Below are 21762 nucleotides of genomic sequence, written 5' to 3'. Positions count from 1 at the left end.
GGGACCCCGTGACAGTTACGCGTCTTGTTGTCAATAAACCAACGACACTCGTTATCATATTTATTCTCCTCATCGGATTGGGCATTTATTCCGCCCTCGATCTCAATCTCGACCTTTTCCCTGAAATCAATCCGCCCGTACTGGTTGTTTTCGCGGATTACGAGGGCGCCGGGCCGGAAGAAGTGGAAAAAGTGGTAACCCGGCCGCTCGAAAGTGTGATAAGCAATGTGAGCAACATCGAGAATCTGACCTCCCGTTCATCGGAGGGAAGCTGTTTTCTCATCATCGAGTTCACCTGGGGAACAAATATGGATGAGGCGTCAAACGATGTCCGGGACAAAATGGAGATCGTCAAGAGTTATTTCCCCGACGAAGTCTCGACTCCCCAGATATTCAAATTCGATCCTTCGATGCTCCCGATTCTCAACCTCATCCTTCGCGGCGACAGATCACCCGAGGAACTCAGGGAGATCGCGGAGAATATCGTGCAGCCGAGGATCGAACAGGTCGAGGGTGTTTCAATGGCCAGTATCAGCGGGGGACGCCAGAAAGTGATCAGGGTTGAAATATCCCAGAACAGGCTCGAAGCGTACAATCTTACCCTGACGCAGGTGGCGAATATGCTGCGGGGTCAGAATATCCAGATCAGCGCGGGAAGTATCGAGGAAGACAATAAAAACTACCTCCTCCGTACCGCAGGTGAATACCATTCGATCGAAGAAATTAAAAACACGGTCGTCACATACCGGGGAGGAATGTCGATGCCGGGTATGGGGGCTGTACCGGGTTCGCCGGAGGTGATACGTCTGAGGGATGTCGCGGATGTCTTTGAAGGCTATGAAGATGAATCGAGTGTCGTCTACGTCGACGGCAAGCCCGGCGTTTATATCGACGTGATGAAACAGAGCGGGGCCAATTCGGTAAAAACGTCCGACAATGTGATAGCGCGGCTGGATGATATCAACAGTGATATACCGATGGGAATCCGTGTCGAAGTGATCAACGATACGACGAAAATAATCAGGAATTCACTCGCGCAGGTTTCCTCCACCATGATCGTGGGTGCGATTCTGGCCGTTCTGATCCTTATTTTTTTCCTGCGAAGCCTCAAGAGTACCCTTATTATTTTTCTTTCCATTCCCATATCCTTTATCATCACCCTGATGCTGATGTATTTTTTTAATCTCACCCTCAACATCATGACTCTTTCGGGACTCGCCCTCGGTATCGGGATGCTTGTCGACAATTCGATCGTCATTCTGGAGAATATCTACCGTTACAGGGAAAAAGGGGCCAAACTCACCGCATCGGCGGTTTTAGGGAGTCAGGAGATGATCAACGCGATCGTGGCATCGACCTTGACCACGATCTGTGTTTTCGCCCCGCTCGCCCTTTTCAGAAGCCAGCTCGGCATGATGGGAGAACTCTTCAGCGGACTGGCGTTTACGGTGGTTATTTCACTTTCATCTTCCCTCATTGTCGCCATTTTTCTGGTTCCCGTGCTTGCGAGTAAATTTATTCCGATAAGTTCGCGCATACAGAATCCCCTGACAGGTATACTGAAATCTCTCGATACGATGTTCAACAATTTTTTCCACTCGCTCGAGCGGCTGTATAAAAACGCCCTTGCCCGTGTCCTCAGTCACAAAAAAAGTACCGTGCTTTTCATTCTGGTACTTTTTGTCGCTGCCATTGCCGCCGGATTAATCTTCGGCGGATTCGAACTCATGCCCGGAATGGAGCAGGATTTTGTCAGCGTGAATGTCGAACTGCCTATCGGAACAAAACTCGAAGTGACGAAAACCCTTATGAATCAGCTGGAACAGGTAGTGAGAAAAGAGATCCCGGGTTATAAACAGGTAATCACCACGATCGGGATGGGCGGTTTTTTCGGCATTTTCGGGGGAAGTCAATCCAACCGGGGAAGATTGCTGATTACCCTTCCCCCGTACAAAGTGCGGAAGGAAACCTCATCCGAAATCAAGAACAAACTCAGGTCCTTTTTCGATGATTTCCCGTCCGCGGTTTTTTCTTTTTCGGGCGGAGGACAGATGACGGCACTCACGACGCCCTTCGATATTCTGGTAAAAACGGACGATCTTGCCAAAGCGAAGGAAACCGCCGAGCGGATTCGCGATCTCCTCAAGGAAAACATACCGGAAGTCACGGAGCCGGATATCGATCTGAGCGAAGGACTTCCGCAGATCGAGATCTACATCAACAGGGACAAGGCGTATTCACTCGGCCTGAACATCGCTTCCGTTGGACAGGAAATCAGGGCGAACATAGACGGCATTATCGCCTCCAAGTACAGAGAGGGTGGATCGGAATACGATATCCTTGTCATCCTTACCCCGGAAGACCGTAATGCTTTGCCGGACCTCGAGAAGATATTCGTCCTCAACATGCGGGGAGAGCGTATTCCCCTGGCGAGTTTTGCCCACCTCGAGCGGACCACAGGGCCCGTCGATATCAACAGGGAAAATCAGAAACGGGTGATTCATGTGACCGGAGGTCTCGCCCCGGGCGCGCGTCTCAATGTCGTACAGGAAAATGTCGAAAACCTCATCGACCGGGAAATCCCTCGTACAGAAGATATGGTTATCACATATTCGGGCGAGTTTGCAGAGCTTATGGAATATCTGCAGAAATTCCTTATCATCATTATCATTTCGATCGGTCTGGTGTTCGGGATCATGGCCAGCCAGTTCGAATCGTTTCTCGATCCCTTTATCATTTTCTTCACCATCCCGCTGCTGCTTATCGGTGTCAGTTTTCTCAATCTCGCGACGGGTGAAAATTTCAGTCTTTTCACCGCGGTCGGTCTCGTCATGCTTGTCGGTATTGTCGTAAACAATGGAATCGTCCTTGTCGACTATACGAATCTCCTCAGGAAACGGGGTTTGAGTATCACCGATGCGTGCATCGAGGCGGGCGGGAACAGACTCAGACCGATTCTCATGACCACATTAACGACGATTCTCGCCCTTGTGCCCATGGCCTTTTTCAAGGGGGAAGGGGCCGAACTGGTGCAACCGATCGGGAAAACCGTTATCGGCGGGCTTTCGGTCAGTACGCTGTTGACCCTTTTCCTTGTTCCGGTGGTTTACGCGGTTTTCAACAGAATGTCGGCTGCGCGGATCGAACGGCGAAGGCAAAAGAGGGAAAGAAAACGGGCATTGCGAAACGGTGAGAAAGCGGGTACGTTATGAAAAGGATAGAGATTATCGCGAACAGATCGATAGAAGAAGATCTCTTCGATATTTTCAGGAAAAAGGATATCGTCCATCATTATACGAAGATACCGATTGCTTTCGGCGTCGGAAACAAGGGGCCCCGTATGGGCGACCATATCTGGCCGGAAGAAAATTTCATTCTCATCATCTACTGTGACGAGATGGAAGCCGTAAAAATCCGGGAATCGATATTCGAATTGAAAGAATTTTTTAAAAGCGAAGGTATAAAACTTTTCGAGATGAATATCTAATACCGTCATTCCGGTCCGGTATCTTCTCTGCATGCGTTGTAGCGATGTCGATGTGGCTGCCGGACTTTTTTTTGCAGAGAAGCCCAACGCATGATCGGAGTAATCTCTGAAACCGCCCCGGTAATGTCTTTCTGTGGCGGCAGTATCCGCGGTCCCGATTATGAAGGAGGCTTCTGTCGATCGGGAGGGACCTTTATGGAATTTATGCATGATAAAATAGCCTCAAGGCTTGGCGGACTTGAGTTCGGTGAAAAAACCGAAATCTACAAGTTTGAGAAGATCAAGCGGCTTAAGACGGCCGCGCGCGCATCTCATCCCGGCTTGCCGCTGATCGATCTGGGTGTCGGCGAACCGGACAGGCCGGCGGACCGGCGGATTGTCGATGTTCTTTCGGAAGAAGCGGGAAAACCCGAAAACAGGTTTTACTCCGACAATGGTATCGATGAGTTCAAGGAAGCCGCGTGCGGCTATCTCGAACGGGTTTTCGGGGTGACCGGTCTTGTGCCCGGAATACATTGTATTCATGGAATCGGTTCGAAACCGATACTCGCCATGCTTCCGCTTTGCATTGTCGATCCGGGAGACGTGACGATAACGACGGTGCCCGGTTATCCGGTGCTTGCCACCTATACACGGTACCTTGGCGGCGAGGTGTATACGCTGCCGCTTCTGGAAAAGAACGACTGGTATCCCGATCTCGATTCTATTCCCCACCATATATGCAGGCGGGCAAAAGTACTTGTCATCAATTACCCGAACAATCCGACGGGACAGGTCGCGACGACAGATTTTTATCGACGCGTGGTGGCGTTTGCCCGGCGGTACGGGATCGTTGTCGTTGCCGATGCGGCCTATGCCGCCCTCACATTCGGGGACACCGAGCCGTTGAGTTTTCTGTCCGTCGAGGGGGCAATGGAAGTGGGCCTCGAAATACATTCGCTTTCAAAGGCCTTTAACATGACGGGGTGGCGTCTTGCCTTTGTCGCGGGGAATCCCCGGCTCGTAAGCGCCTACGGGACCGTCAAAGACAATACCGATTCCGGACAATTCAGGGCGATTCAGAAAGCGGGAATCTATGCGTTGGGTCATCCGGAGTTGATCGCGGAAAACCGCGAACGATATTCGAGGCGGTTCGACCTCCTGGTACGTGTGCTTAACGAGGCCGGATTCACCGCACGGAAGCCAAAGGCATCCTTTTACTGTTATGTAAAGGCTCCGGCCGGAACCGCTTCCGGGAAACGTTTTTCGAATGCGGAGGAAGCCTCCGCATTCATGCTTCGCAACGCCCTTGTCTCCTGTGTGCCGTGGGACGATGCGGGGGCATACCTCAGGATGTCCGTCACCTTTGAAGCCGAGGGGCATGAAGAGGAAAAACGGGTAATGGAATCACTGGGCAAAAGGCTTTCGGGACTCAATCTGGTTTTTGACGACCGGTATTGAACGGCGTACTTCCGTTCTTCGTTAAAAATAGAGCTTCACTTTATTCTGAAAATTTGATATGGTGAGACAACGATGGAAAATAACAGGGAAAGAGACCTATCAGACGGCACATCACGGAAAGAAAACCAATGGCACAGGGAATGGAACCATAAGAGGGGACCTCATAAAGGCGGCGGCAAGAATGATGAAGTCGCGGTCGGGATCGCCGCCACGTTGGGATTCGGCATTGCCCTTTTTTTTACAAAAATATGGTGGCTTATATTCCCGCTGGTTTTTGTCGGTCTTATCCCCCTGATGACGGGATTGAGAAAACTCATGACCGCAAAGAAGCTGTCCGTCGGCACGGATAACAAGACGCGTCTTGCGGACAGAGAAAAAGAAGTATTGAGGGTCGCCTCCGGGCACGGCGGACAGGTAACCGTTCTTCAGATCGCCCATGAAACCACTCTTTCGATTGAAGACGCAAGGGCCGTCCTGGACGGTATGGTGAACAAGGGTTATGTTCAGCTTCTTGTTGACGATAACGGATTATTGCGGTACGAATTTCCTGATTTCTTGAATTCGAAAAAAAAGGACGAAATAACCGAACAGATTGACAAACTTAAGCGGGATACATAACCGTCTTTTTTTGATGCATTTATGGGCACTTCTAAAAACCTGCTTGACAGGTTTTTAGAACCACAAAATATTTCCTTATACACGCAAGGGCACCTAAAGCAAAAACTATTTTTTTCTTTTATAAAGAATTATAATAACCGTTGTGTTTCTATTCTGTTTTCTATAGGTGACATGAAATATATAAGTCATAAAAATAGTTTTTAAAGGTGCCCTTATATACTTGAAATGAAATTCGATTGTACGCTATGATGGGCGGGGGAATACATGAATGTAGACATTGTCGCCGGTATTATCATATTGTCTCTGGCACTCGGATTATTGGTGTTTCTACTCCTGTACAGCCGTTTCATTATTAATACCATCGCGGGAAAAAAAATAACCTCGTTACGGGAAATCATGAAGGAAATCTATGGCGGAAAATCCTCATAAGGTAACGTACGAGCTTTCGAGGGAACTCACCCTTTTCCAGCTGACCATGATGGGCATCGGTATGATGATCGGCGCCGGAGTGTTTCTGGGAATCGGTAAGGCGATACCCTTTGTCGGACCCGGCGGGATCGTTCTCACGTTCGCCCTCAATACGATACTGGCAACGGGAACGGCTTTTTCATACGCCGAACTCAGCTCCGCCGTCCCCCGGGCGGGCGGCGCGTATAATTTTGCTCGCATCGGGTTCGGAAGGGGAATAAGCTTTAGCGCCGGCTGGATCGAATGGTTTGCATCGAGTGTCGCGGGAAGCATCTACGCGATCACCTTTTCAAAATATACGCTGGAATACCTGAAAGACCTCGGTCTCCTTTTCTGGCTGCCCCTTTCCTTGGGTCCCTGTCTTGAAAAGGGTGTGACGATTCTGATCGCGCTTTTTTTTATTTATATCAATTACCGCGGCGCCTCGGAAACCGGGTTTATCGGTGCCGTTATGACCCTCGGTCAAACCATTTTTCTTCTGTTTATCGGAGGTGTCGGTCTTTATATTGCCGCGACCAATCCCGAGCGGCTTCTCAACTTCAAACCCTTCATGCCGAAAGGCTGGCTTAATTTATTTATCGCGATGGGATTTACCTATGTCGCTTTCGAGGGATTCGAGGTGATTTCCCAGGCCGGCGATGAAGCGATCGCCCCGCGGAAAAACCTGCCGAAAGCGATGATCTATTCGGTTTTTATTGTCGGGATTACCTATATTCTGGTAAGTTTCGCTTCGGTCGTTGCGGTGAACGCGAACCATCCGGATATAACCTTTCCCGTATGGGAATGGATAGGGCAGTTCGGCGAGATGGGATTCAAAAAGGCGATTGAAAGGCTTTTCCCGTTCGGTAATTTCTTCCTTACCCTTGCCGTTATTTTTGCCTCGACATCGGCACTGAACGCGACGATATTTTCCGCCGCCCGCGCTTCATACGCTTTGGGCCGGGACAGAATGCTTCCCGCCGTTTTTGCGAAGATTTCCAAAAAGAGAAAAACACCCTCGTATGCGCTTGTTTTTTCAGGGGTCATCATTCTTTGTAATGCGGTGCTGCTTCCTACCAAGGATGTCGCCTCGAGTGCGAGTATCATGTTTCTCTTTCTTTTTTTCCTCGTCAATATTTGCGTGATACGGATCAGACTCAACATGGGCGATGAACTCACCTACGGCTTTGTCATGCCTTTTTTCCCTTTGTTTCCCCTCCTGGCGATAGGCGCACAGGCGTTGCTTGCCGTTTTTCTCATTCACATGAGTTGGCTCGCATGGATTATCGCCCCGTGCTGGATTGCTGCGGGAATCGTTATCTACCATTTTTATTCGAAATCGCGGGTCGTCCCTTCGGAGAGTGAGATCGTCGTCATAGAAGAGGAAATCGAGGAACCGGCGGGAGACAAATACCGTGTGATGGTGCCCATCGCGAATCCGAATAACGCCCTTTCTCTCGTCGGCACGACGATAAAACTCAGCAGAAACCGGGACGCCCGGATCGATCTCCTTCATATGGTCGCGGTACCGGATCAGATTGCCCTGAGTGATGCTGAAAAGTACGTACTCGAGGGGAAAGAGGGGATTGTCGAGGCAATGCTTTATCTTATGCCCCGTTTTCCCGTCACCACGGCGGTCAGGCATTGCAGAAACATAGCCCGCGGTATCGTGAGCGCTGTGAGGGAGAAAAGGGTCGATCTTCTCATTATGGGATGGCACGGCAGCAGGGTGGACAAGCGGTTTGTCATGGGAAGCACCCTCGACAAAGTGATATCCCGCAGTCCCTGTGATATTGTCATTCTGAAGGATTGCGGCAACAGGAAATTCTATAGAGTTCTCGTCCCGATTTTCGGATCTTCGAATGACGGTTATGCCCTGCGAATCGCCGACAGCCTCACTGAATCTGAAGGGGAAATCACCCTTCTCCTTTTGCGGGGAAGCAATAAGGACATGCCGTCCGAGCGGTACGTTAAAGAACTTATCAGAAAAACGGAGAGATCCGGCATCAAAGCAAAAATGACGACGATACAGGACAATACCAAGGCGGTTCTGGAAGAGGCTGAAGGGCATGATTTGCTCGTTCTCGGGATTATTGCCCGTAAACATAGCTATAACGTGAAAAAACTCTCTTTCCAGGAAAAGATCGCGCATCGTTACAATCAATCGCTCGTGATCGTCAATGAGGCAAAGGGCATCGCTTCCATTACAAAGCGATGGTTTTAATGGAGTGCTTTTTTTTTAAAATTCCCTCCAAAAGCGATGTAGAATAAATATTAAAAATAAATGCAATATATCTTTATTAATTTTTTTATTTATGGTATAACCTTATTTCCTTTTTTAATTTTAATCTATTTTCATTTTAAGGAGGCTCGAATGGAATGAAGGCATTAGGGAATCACTTGTTAATTGAATTGTACAATTGTGATTCTGGAATCATTAATGATTTAAGGAGAATCCAGAGTGTTATGCTTGAGGCGGTGAGAGTAGCCGGGGCGACGGTAATACAGCCGGTATTTCACCAGTTCAATCCGCACGGGATAAGCGGCGTCGTGGTTATTGCCGAATCCCATTTCTCTATTCATACATGGCCAGAATATGGATATTGTGCGCTGGACATATTCACTTGTGGCGATGAGATGGATAGCGCTCGGGCGGTCGAGTATTTAAAAGAAGAGTTTTGCGCAGGTTCTCTCTCTATCATGGAGGTTAAACGGGGAACTCTGGATATTCCAAAAGAGAAGCTTTTACACAAGCCTGTGGAGTTATGCTGATGGAAACGATGATACGATTTAATCAATCTATCCCGAACGAAAAGCTCCTCGGTTACGAGGAACTCAAAGCCCGGTTTGTCGAAACCGGTGCGTGGGGCCTTTTATCGTGTATTGATTTACACGAGTGCGATTCCAAAACGATAAGGGATCCTGAAGCGGTAAAAGAGTATGTCGTGCAGCTCTGTTCGCTGATCGAGATGAGAAGGTTCGGAGAATGTGTGGTCGTCAATTTTGGAGAGGACGAGCGGGTGGCCGGTCTTTCCATGACGCAGCTTATCGAGACGTCATTGATATCGGGGCACTTCGCCAATCTGACCAACAGCGCGTATATCGATATATTTTCGTGTAAATTTTACAATCCGTACGCCGCCGCCGAGTTTACAAGGAGTTATTTCTCCGCGGGCGACTACACGATGCAGTTGAATCTGAGACGTTAGGGGATAATAGCGGTAATGTGGATTCAGGATGCCTGGGACGTACGGAAAGGCCGGACGATCTCGATTCAGGTCAGGAAAGAAATCGAACGCGTAAAATCGCAGTTTCAGGAAATAGTAATATATGAAACGGAGTGCTTCGGGAAATTGATGCTTATCGACGGCGTAATCATGCTCACCGAATTTGATGAGTTCGCCTATCATGAAATGATCGCCCATGTGCCGCTTCACACGCACCCCGCTCCCGGGAAGGTTCTGGTGATCGGGGGCGGGGACGGCGGAACGGTTCGCGAAGTACTCAAGCATGGGGTGAGGGAGGTCGTTCTCTGCGACATTGATGAAGAAGTCATCAAATTGTCACAAAGGCACCTCCCGGCAATTTCCTCATCCCTTGCCGACCCGCGCGTCAGCATTGTATGCAGGGACGGGACGGAGTACATCAGGGAGAAACCGGGGTATTATGACGTGATCATCGTTGATTCAACGGATCCCGAAGGGCCGGGCGAACAGCTCTTTACCAGACGTTTTTATGAAAACATGAAGGAAGCCCTGGCGCCTGAAGGGATCGCGGTGACGCAATCGGAAAGCATGTATTACGACAGGAAGACAATCAGGAACCTTTTTTCCTTTAACAAAACCCTGTTTCCGGTCGCCTGTTATTATTACGCCCTGGTGCCGACCTACCCTTCGGGGACAATAGGATTTTCCCTCTGTTCCAGGAAATATCATCCCCTCGAGAATATACATCCGTGTTCGATTTCCGGCCTCCGTTATTATTCCACGGAGATTCACAGGGCGTCATTCACTCTTCCCGAATTCATGAAAGAGGATGTCGGGGGATGAGGGACAGCGGCTTCCCGGTACTCTCAGGTTGAAGCCGCCTTGACGATCTCTTCCGCCCTGTGGCAGGCAACCAGGTGCTTGTGGCTTTTTTCGGAATCGACGGGAAGAAGCGGCGGTTCTTTCTCCCGGCATACATCGATGACCATGGGACATCTCGTATGAAAACGGCAGCCGGGCGGCGGGTTGCTGGAAGAAGGCACATCGCCTTTCAATATCCGTCTTTGTTTGGCTTTTGAGATAACGGGGTCCGGAACGGGAATCGCCGATATAAGCGCCTGTGTATATGGATGAACGGGGTGCCGGTATATTTCGTCCGCACCCGTCAATTCGACGATTTTACCCAGGTACATAACCGCGATTCTGTCCGAAATATATTTGACCACCGCGAGATCGTGGGCGATAAACAGATACGTCAGTTTGAACGTTTCCTGCAGCCTGACAAGCAGGTTGAGTATCTGCGACTGGATGGAGACATCCAGGGCGGAAACGGGTTCGTCGCAGATGATCAGTTTCGGCTGTAACGTCAGAGCCCGCGCGATACCGATCCGCTGCCTTTGTCCGCCGCTGAACTCGTGGGGGTACCGCTGCAATACATCGGGCGGCAGACCGACCTGTTCCAAAAGACTCGAGATCTGTTTTTTCCGTTCCTGTCTTGTTCCGATCGAATGGATGAGAAACGGTTCTTCAAGTATGGCGCCTATCGTATGACGGGGATTCAGGGACTCGAAGGGATCCTGAAAGATCATCTGCATGTTTCGCCGCAGGGTGTACAGTTCCTTTTTCTTCAGGGTAAAAATGTTTCTTCCCTGAAAAAGAACGTCTCCTCCGGTCGCCTTGTAGAGGTAGTCGATCGTTCTTCCCAGCGTGGTTTTTCCGCATCCCGATTCACCAACCAGTCCGAGGGTTTCTCCTTCCCGGATCGTGAACGACACATCGTCGACCGCATAAATTTTCCCGACCTCGTGCCAGAACACGCCGCCCATAATGGGGAAATATGTTTTGAGGTGTTTCACTTCAACCAGATATTCACTCATTTTTGTTTTTCCGCATAATAACAGCTTGCATAATGGTTTTCCGCCATCTCGAAGAGCGGGGGAGGGTCCTTCCTGCATATATCCATGACATACGGACACCTGTTCTGAAAACGGCACCCTTCGGGCAGTTCGTACAGACTCGGAACCCTTCCCTCGATAACGGGAAGCGTTATCTTTCGTTCATTCTCGAGTCTCGGAATCGATGAGAGCAGGCCCATCGTGTAGGGATGTCTCGGGTTTGAGAATAATTCGACGGCGGACGCGGTTTCCGCGATTTTACCCGCATACATGACGACGACGTCGTCGCAGACCTCGGCGATGACGCCGAGGTCGTGGGTGATAAATATGATCGACATGCCGGTCGTTTCCTGCAGCCGCCTGATGATATCGAGTATCTGTGCCTGGATCGTGACATCCAGGGCCGTCGTGGGTTCGTCCGCGATCAGGATTTCCGGTTCGCACGAGATGGCCATGGCGATCATCACCCGCTGCCGCATACCCCCTGAAAGCTGATGCGGATATTCGGTGTACCGTTTTTCAGGATCGGGCAGGCCGATCTCTTTGAGCAGACCGACGGATCTTTCCTTTGCCGTTTCCTTTTTTACCCCGGGGTTGTGCAGGAGATAGACTTCATCGAGCTGTTTTCCCACACGCTGAATCGGGTTCAGGGCGGTCATCGGTTCCTGGAATATCATCGATATCCGTTTGCCCCGTATCCGGTGCATGGCGTCAGGTGGCAGCCGGAGGAGGTCCTCCCCGTCGAAGACGACACTCCCCCCTTCGATAGTTCCCGCGGGCTTCGGCAGCAGGCGCATGACGGAAAGCGCGGTCACGCTTTTTCCGCACCCCGATTCGCCGACAAGCCCGAGTGTTTTACCCCTGCGCAGGCTGAAGCCGACATCCTCGACCGCGTTGATTTTGCCCGCCTCTGTTTTGAACGAGGTGATCAGGCCCCTGACTTCCAGAATAAACCCGTTATCCATCTATTTCAGTATGTCCATCATATAGGTTTTATCGATGATTTCCGCGGGCTCGAAGGTTTTTCCCGATTTCATCGCGTCTGTGGTTTCCCTGTGCATTTTTTCGTCGTACCAGAAAAGCCCGCCAAAGCTTGAATCGAAGGGTTCGAAAACGCTGTCCGAACTTTTTGTCCCGGGCGGTTCCGGCAGCCGCCACCACCGCCAGTAAGCCTGCCGGACATAGGGGACCATGAACCAGGGGACAAAGGAGCATTCTTCGTGGAGTTTTTCCTGGATCAGCAGGGAAAGCCTTACCCGTTCGCTTTCTTCATAGGAATACCGGTATTTGTCGATCAACTCATCGAGAGCCTTGTCGTCGGTATTGGTGATGTTGTTTGTCTGCGGTTTGTGCGCGTATTCTGAGAGATACTGCTGGAAATAAACCGGCCTGAACTTCGTGGTCCAGCCCCAGACCGCGACATCGTGTTTTTTTTCCATGACCTTCTTGTATGCGGCCGAACCGTCGAGTTTGTCGAGTTTCAGTTCGATACCGGCCTTCTGCGCCTCCTCTTTCAGGACAACGAGGCGCTGGGTGTCGAGATCCGAGCTGTAGGTGACATCCACCGAATAACTGAGGCCGCCTTTGGTCCAGATACCGTCCTTGCCGCGTTTCCATCCCTCCGCCTTCATGTACGCATCCACTTTATCGAGATCGAACCGCCGCGCCCGTATGGTGTTGTTCGTGTATTTGCCGTACCCGATAAATGCCTGCTCGAGACGGTAGTATTCGTTGCGGAGAATTTTCTCGTTTACCAGTTCCAGGTTCATGGCATGGGCAAAGGCGTACCGGAGGTTGTTCGTTTTGAAAAGCTCGTTGTCCCGGTTGAGGTACATGCCCCACGGCGACTGCCGTATATCGAAGTAAAACCATATCTTGTCGATATAGCCGTTATGAAAGAGATCGATATCGGTCTTCTCGTAATAGTAGGTGGGGTGGGTCGCCCCGTGTACGTCGAGCTCTCCCTTTTTGAAATATTCCCAGGTGAGGTTCTGGTCCTTGATGACCTTGAAGATTATTTTATCCACGTTGAACCTGTTTTTGTAATATTTCATGTCTTTCGCCCACCAGTCCTTTTTCCGTTCGAAGGTGATACTCCGGCCCTTTTCGAAATCGGTTATCTGATACGGTCCGGGATTGGGGACGGAGGTCCAGTTGTATTTCTCGATAAAATCCTCATCGAGTTCGCCGTAAAAATGCGATGGTGTCGGATACATATTAACATGGAAAAAAAGGTCGCTTTCCGTTACCTCGCTTTCCTTGTTCACGATCGCGAAGGTATAATCGTCATAGACGATGACTTCGAATTTATCCTCCGCATATACTTCATTGTAGTATGGGGAGACGATGTATTCCGAACGCATGAATTTCAGGGTATAGGCAAAATCATGCGCGGTCAGGGGAACGCCGTCGGACCACCTCGCCTTTCTGTTCAGTTTGAAAAACATGGTCTTGTTGTCATGTTTGTAGGCCCAGTGTGTGGCAAGATCGGGGATGATGTTTTCCGTGTTGGGGTGGAGTCCCACCGGTAACATGTCATTACCCCTGATATAGGTGGCGAAACTATTGTTCGAGTCCGGCCCCACGATTCGGAAGGTATTGGGAAACGAATATAAGGCCACGACCATGGTCCCTCCCTTTTTCGCCTCCGGGGAGGCGAACGTTTCGTCTTCCTCGTTTGTCAGCCAGACCAGATCGTCGGGAAGCGGCTCGGAAGAAAGGGGGGCTTTGAACACGTAATGCTCCGTCCCCGTTTTTTCTCCCCCGCCATTGCCGCAGGAGCCGGCGGTAAAAACAAGCGCCAGAATCGCGAATATACAGTATTTTTTTTTCATCAGTATTCCTCCGTTTCTTTACTTCAATATATCCATTTTATAAGTTTCGTCCACGATGGTCACCTCGCCGAGTGAAACACCCTTTTTCATTGCCTCATCCGTTTCCTTGAGGAGCTGTTCGTCGTACCAGAATAGTCCCCCGTAGTTGTAATCGCCGAAAAAAGGATTGAAGAGGTCTTCATTGTTCATTTTTGCGCCGGGGACATCGGGAAGCCGCCACCACCGCCAGGCCGCGCTTCTTAAATACGGGACCATGAAAAGCGGGACAAAGGGGCAGATATCATAGATTTTTTGCTGAATTTTCTTTGACAGCGCTATCCGTTTTTCTTCATCCGTTGTATTCCGGTACTCGTCGATCATCTCATCGAGTTCGGGGTCATCGGTATTGGTGATATTGTTCGTCTGGGGTTTATGCGCGTTTATCGAGTGGTAGCCTTCCCAGTACTGTGGAGTGAAACTCGTGCTCCACTGCCACCATACCGCCTCGTGCTTTTTTTCCATGACTTTTTTATAGACCGCGGTACCGTCGAGTTTGTCGAGGAGAAGTTCTATCCCGGCCTTTAACGCCTCTTCCTTTAAAACGACAAGCCGCGGGGTCATGTTCTCGGCGTTATAGGTAACATTGACTGAAAACCGCAATTTCCCCTTCATCCAGATACCGTCAGCGCCGCGTTTCCATCCCGCTTCCTTCATATAATATTCCACTTTATCAAGATCGTAACGGCGCGCCCTTATATTGTAGTTCGAATATTTTCCGTAACCCACATTCCCGTTTTCAAGACGGTAATAGTCGTTTCTCAATATCTTTTTAATGACAAGCTCCACGTTCATTCCATGGGCGAAAGCGTACCGGACGTTTTTGTCCTTGAAAATTTCGGTATCCTGATTCATATAGATGCCGTATGCACCCTGTCTCGTGTCATTGAAGAACATTACCTTGTAGATATAGCCCTTCTCGACCTCCGGTATCTGCGATTTGTCGTACCAGTAATCCGGAAAGGGCATCCAGAATGTATCGATTTCCCCTTTTTTAAAATATTCCCATGCGAGATTTCGATCTTTTATCACTATTACTTTTATCCTGTCGGCATTAAACCTGTTTTTGAAATATTTCAGATCCTTCGCCCACCAGTCTTTTTTCCGTTCGAGGGTGACGCTTTTTCCCTTTTCGAACTCCTTTATCCGATACGGCCCCGTATTCGGTTCGACGGCCCAGTTGTAGTCTGTCACGAAATTCTCGTTCAGGGTGCCGTAAAAGTGGCGCGGGACAGGCCTTATCGCCAGGTAAAGCCAGATGTCCGGCATGGGGCGCGTCGCGACCATGGCCAGGGTGTAATCGTCATAAACGACGGCCCTGTCGATGAACTCGGTATAGAAATCATTGTACCATGGCGCCACGATGTGTTCTGACCGCATGAACTCGAGGGTATAGGCGAAATCGTGGGCCGTCACCTTCTTTCCGTCCGACCACCGCGCGTTCGGGTTGAGTCTGAAATACATGGTTTTTCCGTCCTCGTCGAATGCCCAGTGGGTGGCGATTTCCGGAATGAGATTTTCCGTGTTGGGATGGATATTGATAAGGCTCAACTGGTTGTCGAGGATATAGGAACGGAAATCGCTGTTCGAGTCCGGTCCCACGATACGGAAAGTGGGGGGGAAACTCAACAAAAAATCGCGGAAGGTGCCGCCTTTTTTCGCCCTGGGCGAGGAGAAGGCGGGATCGGAATTGTTGGTCAGCCAGGTGATCCCCGAAGGGAGTTTTTCTTCGGACACGGGCGCCGTAAAAATTTCCCCTTTCCCTTTATCCGATTCTTCACGGTGTTGCCCGCAGCCGGCAAACAGCATCAAAAGCAGCGCGAGAACACAGGAGAAAAGCGTTTTTCCCGGTAACGGACGGCCGTTTTCCGGTATCATGCGTTTCGACCATTTCCACGGGCGCTTTTTTCCCCGTTTATGAAAAAGTCGGGCTTTTATCGTTATTCTCATTAATATACTCCTCTCTTTTTTATTCATAGGTTGTATGCATTTTCGGATCAAAAGCCTCCCTTATCGCTTCCCCGATAAATGTGACGAGGGTTAAGGTGACGACCATCGCGGTGATGACGGAAAAGGCGATCCAGTAATCTCCCAGGTTGGTCCATCCCTGTTCGAGCAGTTCCCCCCAGCTGGGGGTCGGGGGTCTGAGACCGTAGCCGAGGTAGTCGAGAGCGGTAAGAGAGATGATTCCCGAGGCAACGGAGAACGGCGCGTAGGTGACGATAATGGAAATCGTGTTGGGGATAATGTGGCGGAAGATGATTCTCAGGTGGCTCGCCCCGATCGATTTTGCAGCGATCGCGTATTCCCTCGTCTTCTCTTTGTAGGTGATCGTTCTCATGATCCACGTCATGCCGATCCATCCAAAAAACGCATTGATAAGGATAAGGATAAAAACATTCGGAAAGACGATCGATGCAATGATGATAATCACATAGAGGTAGGGGACGGAGGTCCAGATTTCGATGATACGCTGGAAGATCAGATCGAAAAGACCGCCGAAATACCCCATGGCGCAGCCGATGCCGATGCCGATAACGTAGTTGATAAGCAGGAGGCTCATGGAAAAGATAAGCGCTTCCCTGAATCCGTAAATCAGCCGTGCAAGAATGTCCCTTCCCGCCTTGTCCGTTCCCAGGAAATGTTTCTGGCCGGGGGACGGAGGTGAAGGGGGATATTCGCCTTCCCTGAAATCGTTTTCGTACGGATTATAAGGGACGAGCGGGAGAAGCAACCAGTTCCCCCGGTTCTGTTTTTCGAAGACGTCTTTCAGTTCCCGGTAATTTGTCTCATAATCATAATCCAGTCCGAACGTCGAGCCGGGGATCATCGAGCCGTAGGTGGGGAAATAGAGGTTCCCGTTGTACGATACGATCAGCGCCCTGCTGTTGATGAACAGATCGGCAAATATCGTAAAGAGTACCAATAAAAGAAAAATGATAAAAGAAAAGAATCCGCGCCTGATCGAGACGAATCGTTTTATTTTTTTGACCGTCAACGGATTCAGTGTGAGGTTTATCATCTGAACTGCACCCGCGGATCGACGATGGCGACACAGATATCGGAGAGAATGTTTCCGACAAGGAAAAGGAGCGAAGAGATCACAAGGGTGCCCATGACGACCGGATAATCGCGCTCCACGACGGATTCATACCCCAGCAGTCCCATGCCATTGATATTGAATACTTTTTCAATGAGAAACGAACCGGTAAGGATAATCGAAATATTGTTGCCGAAACTGGTCGCAAGCGGAATCAGGCTGTTCCGCAGCGCGTGCCTGAAGACCGCCTTTCTGAAGGTCAGACCCTTTGCCATGGCCGTTCTCACGTAATCGCTCGAAAGATTGTCCATCAATGTGTTTTTCATCAGAAAGGTCATGACGGCGAACGATCCGGTCACGTAGGCGGCGATGGGGAGGACGGTATGCAGGATAAGGTCGCCGGCCTTTTCTATCGGATTAAGATCGGCGAAATTGTCGCTGACAAATCCGCCGAGCGGAAAGATTTCCCAGTGCGATGAGAAGAGAAGAAGCAAAAGGATGCCGACCACCCATCCGGGGATGGCATAGCCGATAAACACCAGAACGGAAGAGACATTATCGAGGATGGATTTATGCCGTATCGCCTTGACGATACCGAGGGGGATACATACGCCGTAGACGATAACCAATGTAATAATACCGAAATAGAGGGATATCGGCATTTTTTCGGCGATCATCTGGAGGACGGGATCGTGATACATCGTCGATCGTCCGAGGTCACCCGTCAACACCTTCCCGAGCCAGAGGATATACGATATTAATACCGGTTTGTCCAGGCCGAAATACTTTTTCAGCTGATTTATCTGATTTTCGGAAAGGGGCTGGACCTGCTGCTTCAGTGAATGGGCCCCTCTCCCGCTTTCACTCGACATCTGCTGGTATTCGGATATGATCCTCTCGACAGGGCCGCCCGGAACAAATCTGGTAATTGTGAACACCATTATCGTGATACCGATAAAGGTGGGAATGATCAGAAGAAAACGCCTTATAAAATACGTCGTCATCACGAAATGGTATTAAAATGAGGGCGCTTGTGCAAGTGCTTTTCAATAAAAAATACCGCTTCTGAATGAAAACCGATCGTTTGCCTGACAGAAGGATACTCCTGTTATAACGGGGATGAAATTTGAGGAAAGATGAAACCCGTTAACGGGAATGAAGAATTGTTCGAAGCAAATCGAGTACATCCTTTCCCGTATCGGTATGTGAACGTTTGCAGAAAGGTATGAGAATGTCGGCATAGGTGGCAAAGGACGGATATTCACGGTCGAACTCATCGAGTTGTTCGTTATTCTCGATCTTTTCCATGAGAAGGGGAATGAACTCCCCCAGACGTTCGAGATTTAGAAGTGTTCCGGACGATGAGGCATCGATAATGTGCTTTCGGAAGAAACGGCTCCAGTTATTGTTGTCGATCGATAACGCCGTTAGTTTTTCACAACCGGTGATGGCGACAGGGAGGGTTTCGAGTCTGTTGCCGGTGAGGTTAAGGGATGTAAGCAAGCGGCATTCTCCGATAGCATCGGGAAGGGAGGCGATAAGATTGTCTTCGAGATTGAGGCCGGAGAGATTTTTAAGCGTGCCGATGGCATCCGGAAGCGCGGTCAACTTGTTGTTGTTGAGGACGAGTTTTTGAAGTGAGGCCATACTGAAGACGGCATCCGGAATTTCGGGGAACCGGTTGCCGGCGAGAATAAGATTTCTGAGTTCTTTCAGCCGGCGAAATGAGGCGGGCAGGCGGGTAAGCCCGCAATTACTCATATCGAGTGTTTTGAGTATTCGGAGGTATCCGATTTCGGCGGGGACTCGTTCGAATGTATTCCACAACAGATAGAGTTCTTCGAGTTCGGAGAGGTTTCCGAACAGAGAAGGGAGAGAGGTCAGGCCGGTATCCGCACAATTCAGATAGCGAAGGCGTGACAAGCCGGCGATCGTATCGGGAATACTTCCGATGAGGTTGGACGCGAGCGATATTTTTTCAAGGAACGGCATCCCGGTGATCGGCGCGGGGAATCGTGAAAATTGATTTCCCGATACATCGATGACACGAAGATTTCCCAACGCCGCCATACTTTCAGGGAGATCGGTGAGACGGTTGTTTTCGAGTGAAAGATATTCCAGCCCGCTGATGTTTTCTATATTGTGAGGAAGGGATTCAATCCGATTATTACCCGCCCGGAGTATCTGTAACCGTCTGAGTTCTCCGATGTGAGGGGGAAGACTCTTAAATGCGCAAAAGCGGATATCGAGTTCCCGGAGGGCGGGCAATTCATAGACACGGCCGGGAAGTCCGGGCAGATCTTCATTACTCGAAAGGTCGATGCGCCGCAACGCAGAGCATTTTCCGATTGACGCGGGAAGCGCCTTGATCCTGTTGTTGCCAAGGTAGAGAACCTCGAGGTTCGTAAGGCGGGCAAAAAAACGGCCGGGAAGGGTTTCGATGTTATTTCCCCGCAGATCGAGTCCCCGGAGAGTGTGGAGTTCCGTTATCTCCCGGGGGATATCCGAATGAAGCCGGAATGCCAGCCCCAGGCCCACAATATCGCCGTTTTCGATGGCGATTCCCCGTTCGTATTCCCGTTCTTCCCAATCGGTAAATGACCGTGAAACGGGAAGTGGCGTATGTATGGTTTTCTCGATGCAACGCAGGAGCGGTATCTGAATGGAGTTGAGCGGAACATCGCGAAATGTGTTCACGTGACCCCTTTTTTCTAAAATTTCAAATCGAGCTTTGGAAGAGACTCCTGTACCTTTTTTTCAAGGTCTTTTGAAAAGTCTTTCGCTTTTTTCTCCACGCTTTTTTTCTTTTCATCGATTGTCTTTTCGAATGCCGCAATATCGGACCTATTCGCTTCAAGTGTTTTTTCCACCCCCTCAAAGGCGGCGACGAGTGTGTTGTTTTTTTGTAACGACCCGGCGATCTGTTTCTCGATTTCATTCCCGATCTTTTCTTTGGTTTCCTTTATCATACGGTCGATCGCATCACCGACTTTTTCTTTGATGAGGCGGTCGATTGAACTACCGGCGGTGATCGACAGTTTCCCGCCCGAAGAAAACGAGTATGATGCGTTTATGGCGATTTCAGACGCGGACTCAAGAATATCGCGTATATTTTCAAAGACAATATTGTCGGTATTCCGCATCGACGCGTTCGTATCGGTAAGTATCAACTCGAGAGATCCGGCCGTTTTGTCCGCCTTGTCAACCCGGATACCGGTTGAGAAGTATATTGTCGCGTCGAGTGATGCGATACCGATGAGTTCCAATCCTTTGTCGATGGATAGCGGAAATCCCGATATTTTTATATCAAACGAAACAAGATCATCGACTGTTTCCCTCAGATCGATTGTACCGTCCAGTTCGACCTTCCGGTCATATTCGTTATGGACAAATCGTATGGCGGATGGTGAGTCGACGAGTTCCGGAGCATTCGAGATATTTGCCAGTTGAACGGCAGTCTGCGTCGTACCTGCGTCGCTTCCCACAGAAAAGGCCGCGTTCACGATCATAAAATCGGGATAGCGGCTGCCCGGATATTGCATGTTGTAGCCCGATCTCGGAGGCGGCTGCCCCTTTCTTCCCTTTTTCCCGCTGTCAAGATGTTGTAATGCATCGATTCCCTTGAACAGGTATGTATGCAGTTCTCCAAGATTTGCCGCGAGGAATTTTTCGGATACGCTTGAAATTATTCTTTCGGCCCCTTCACGCGGTGCCGCGACGAACGACATCAGATAGGCTGTATCCGAATCGATCGCATCGGTGATTTTTTTTCGTTCTTCGTCGATAACAGCGCGGTCCTTGCCGACCTTGTCCGCAGTTTCCGATATCGATCTACCTGTTTCAGAAACAAGTTTTGTCGCCTTATCGATTGTCGCGTACGCTTTCTCGACATCCTTGAGCGTTTTGATTTTCTTGATATCGATTTTCGTCACTTCTAAAACCGCTTTCGAACAGTCGTTGACGGCAGGTTCAAGCCCGTCTGCCGTTTGTCTCCATTCTTCCGTCATTTCGGCAAAAAGCCTGTTCGCCTCCTCGATTCTTTCGGGACTTTTGATATTCTCTTTTTCCGATTCAATAATAGACCCGATATCGGTCCCCGCCATATTGAGTGAAAAAGGTTGTGCACCCTCTTCCGGGCTTTCTCCCCCGTTTTCCTTTTCCCGTGAACTAACGAGTGCACCGGATGTGTTACGGGCGGTATCCCATTGTATCTCCCGGCATTCGATATTCGTCACAATAAACTTCCCTTTCAGGAGCTCGCTCATTAATAGATCGATTCCGGTTCTACCCAGTTCAAAGAGGTTTTTGTAAGGTTTTTCACTGTTGGCAACAGAACAATGCTCAAACGATATTCGTGCCCCGAATATATCGAAGACGAGTCCGTCAATCTCCGCTTTCGCGCCGAAGAGGGAAGAAAGAGAAGATTCAAGGGCGCCTTCGAGCAGCATGTCTCTGAAAAATACATTAAAGACGACCACGACACCGATAATGGCTGAAGCGACGATTATTTTTCCCTTTTGAACAACCCCCGTATTCTTCTTTATTGTTTTATGAATTCTTTTTAATTGGTTTATATCTTCCTTTGCAAGATCATCTTTGAGGGTATAGTTAGCGTCGTTATCTTTAATAAAAAGCGAAAAAAGCCTTTCTTTCTCCTTTTCATCGAATGTCCTTTTTAGAATCTTTTTATTGAACTGCTTTTCGGTAAACCGTTTCTTAAAAAACTTCGGTGGTTTGTTTGCCATCAAAAAGCCTCCTG

17 protein-coding genes are annotated in these 21762 nt (G+C 49.6%); 9 read left to right on the top strand and 8 right to left on the bottom strand.

Annotation, left to right across the window (positions count from 1 at the left end; genetic code table 11):
* Positions 1-8: 8 nt before the first annotated feature.
* From JW881_06350 to speE, 9 genes are all read left to right on the top strand, one after another.
* Entirely contained in the window at positions 9-3212 is a 3204-nt protein-coding gene (locus tag JW881_06350; protein ID MBN1697115.1) for an efflux RND transporter permease subunit, read from the top strand.
* Positions 3209-3487 (top strand): hypothetical protein, encoded by a 279-nt coding sequence (locus tag JW881_06345; GenBank protein ID MBN1697114.1) that lies wholly within the window; start codon positions 3209-3211, stop codon positions 3485-3487. The genes JW881_06350 and JW881_06345 overlap by 4 nt, the downstream gene beginning before the upstream one ends.
* Before the next feature lie 195 nt (positions 3488-3682).
* Entirely contained in the window at positions 3683-4927 is a 1245-nt protein-coding gene (locus JW881_06340) for an LL-diaminopimelate aminotransferase (GenBank protein ID MBN1697113.1), read from the top strand.
* A 72-nt stretch (positions 4928-4999) separates the two neighbouring features.
* Positions 5000-5545, top strand: a complete 546-nt coding sequence (locus tag JW881_06335; GenBank protein MBN1697112.1) for a hypothetical protein — start codon at positions 5000-5002, stop codon at positions 5543-5545.
* 264 nt (positions 5546-5809) lie between these two features.
* Positions 5810-5974 carry a hypothetical protein gene (locus tag JW881_06330; GenBank protein MBN1697111.1) on the top strand — a complete coding sequence of 55 codons (165 nt, stop codon included), beginning with the start codon at positions 5810-5812 and terminating at the stop codon, positions 5972-5974.
* Complete coding sequence (locus JW881_06325) at positions 5955-8216, top strand: amino acid permease (protein ID MBN1697110.1); 2262 nt, start codon at positions 5955-5957, stop codon at positions 8214-8216. The genes JW881_06330 and JW881_06325 overlap by 20 nt, the downstream gene beginning before the upstream one ends.
* A gap of 155 nt (positions 8217-8371) precedes the next feature.
* Positions 8372-8764 carry an S-adenosylmethionine decarboxylase proenzyme gene (locus tag JW881_06320; GenBank protein MBN1697109.1) on the top strand — a complete coding sequence of 131 codons (393 nt, stop codon included), beginning with the start codon at positions 8372-8374 and terminating at the stop codon, positions 8762-8764.
* Entirely contained in the window at positions 8764-9201 is a 438-nt protein-coding gene (locus tag JW881_06315) for an S-adenosylmethionine decarboxylase (protein ID MBN1697108.1), read from the top strand. The genes JW881_06320 and JW881_06315 overlap by 1 nt, the downstream gene beginning before the upstream one ends.
* A gap of 15 nt (positions 9202-9216) precedes the next feature.
* Positions 9217-10041: a polyamine aminopropyltransferase gene (gene speE / locus JW881_06310; GenBank protein MBN1697107.1), complete on the top strand. Its 825-nt coding sequence runs from the start codon at positions 9217-9219 to the stop codon at positions 10039-10041.
* Positions 10042-10064: 23 nt separating this feature from the next.
* Here speE and JW881_06305 read toward each other — a convergent pair whose 3' ends face one another.
* The 8 genes from JW881_06305 to JW881_06270 form a co-directional block, all read right to left on the bottom strand.
* Positions 10065-11075: an ATP-binding cassette domain-containing protein gene (locus tag JW881_06305; GenBank protein MBN1697106.1), complete on the bottom strand. Its 1011-nt coding sequence runs from the start codon at positions 11073-11075 to the stop codon at positions 10065-10067.
* Positions 11072-12058: an ABC transporter ATP-binding protein gene (locus JW881_06300; GenBank protein ID MBN1697105.1), complete on the bottom strand. Its 987-nt coding sequence runs from the start codon at positions 12056-12058 to the stop codon at positions 11072-11074. Before JW881_06300 ends, JW881_06305 begins: the two co-directional genes overlap by 4 nt.
* Positions 12059-13927: an ABC transporter substrate-binding protein gene (locus JW881_06295; protein MBN1697104.1), complete on the bottom strand. Its 1869-nt coding sequence runs from the start codon at positions 13925-13927 to the stop codon at positions 12059-12061. It lies immediately after the preceding gene.
* A gap of 18 nt (positions 13928-13945) precedes the next feature.
* A complete protein-coding gene (locus tag JW881_06290; GenBank protein MBN1697103.1) occupies positions 13946-15913 on the bottom strand; it encodes an ABC transporter substrate-binding protein in 1968 nt (655 codons plus the stop codon).
* Positions 15914-15932: 19 nt separating this feature from the next.
* Positions 15933-16985, bottom strand: a complete 1053-nt coding sequence (locus JW881_06285; protein MBN1697102.1) for an ABC transporter permease subunit — start codon at positions 16983-16985, stop codon at positions 15933-15935.
* Positions 16982-18007: an ABC transporter permease subunit gene (locus JW881_06280; GenBank protein MBN1697101.1), complete on the bottom strand. Its 1026-nt coding sequence runs from the start codon at positions 18005-18007 to the stop codon at positions 16982-16984. Before JW881_06280 ends, JW881_06285 begins: the two co-directional genes overlap by 4 nt.
* 142 nt (positions 18008-18149) lie before the next feature.
* A complete protein-coding gene (locus tag JW881_06275; GenBank protein ID MBN1697100.1) occupies positions 18150-19700 on the bottom strand; it encodes a leucine-rich repeat domain-containing protein in 1551 nt (516 codons plus the stop codon).
* Between the two features lie 14 nt (positions 19701-19714).
* Complete coding sequence (locus JW881_06270) at positions 19715-21748, bottom strand: TIGR03545 family protein (GenBank protein MBN1697099.1); 2034 nt, start codon at positions 21746-21748, stop codon at positions 19715-19717.
* Positions 21749-21762 lie beyond the last annotated feature (14 nt).

Source organism: Spirochaetales bacterium (assembly GCA_016930085.1).
Lineage (GTDB): Bacteria > Spirochaetota > Spirochaetia > SZUA-6 > JAFGRV01 > JAFGHO01.
The sequence above is the reverse complement of the archived record's forward strand: the minus strand, read 5'-3'. Positions and strand labels throughout refer to the sequence as shown.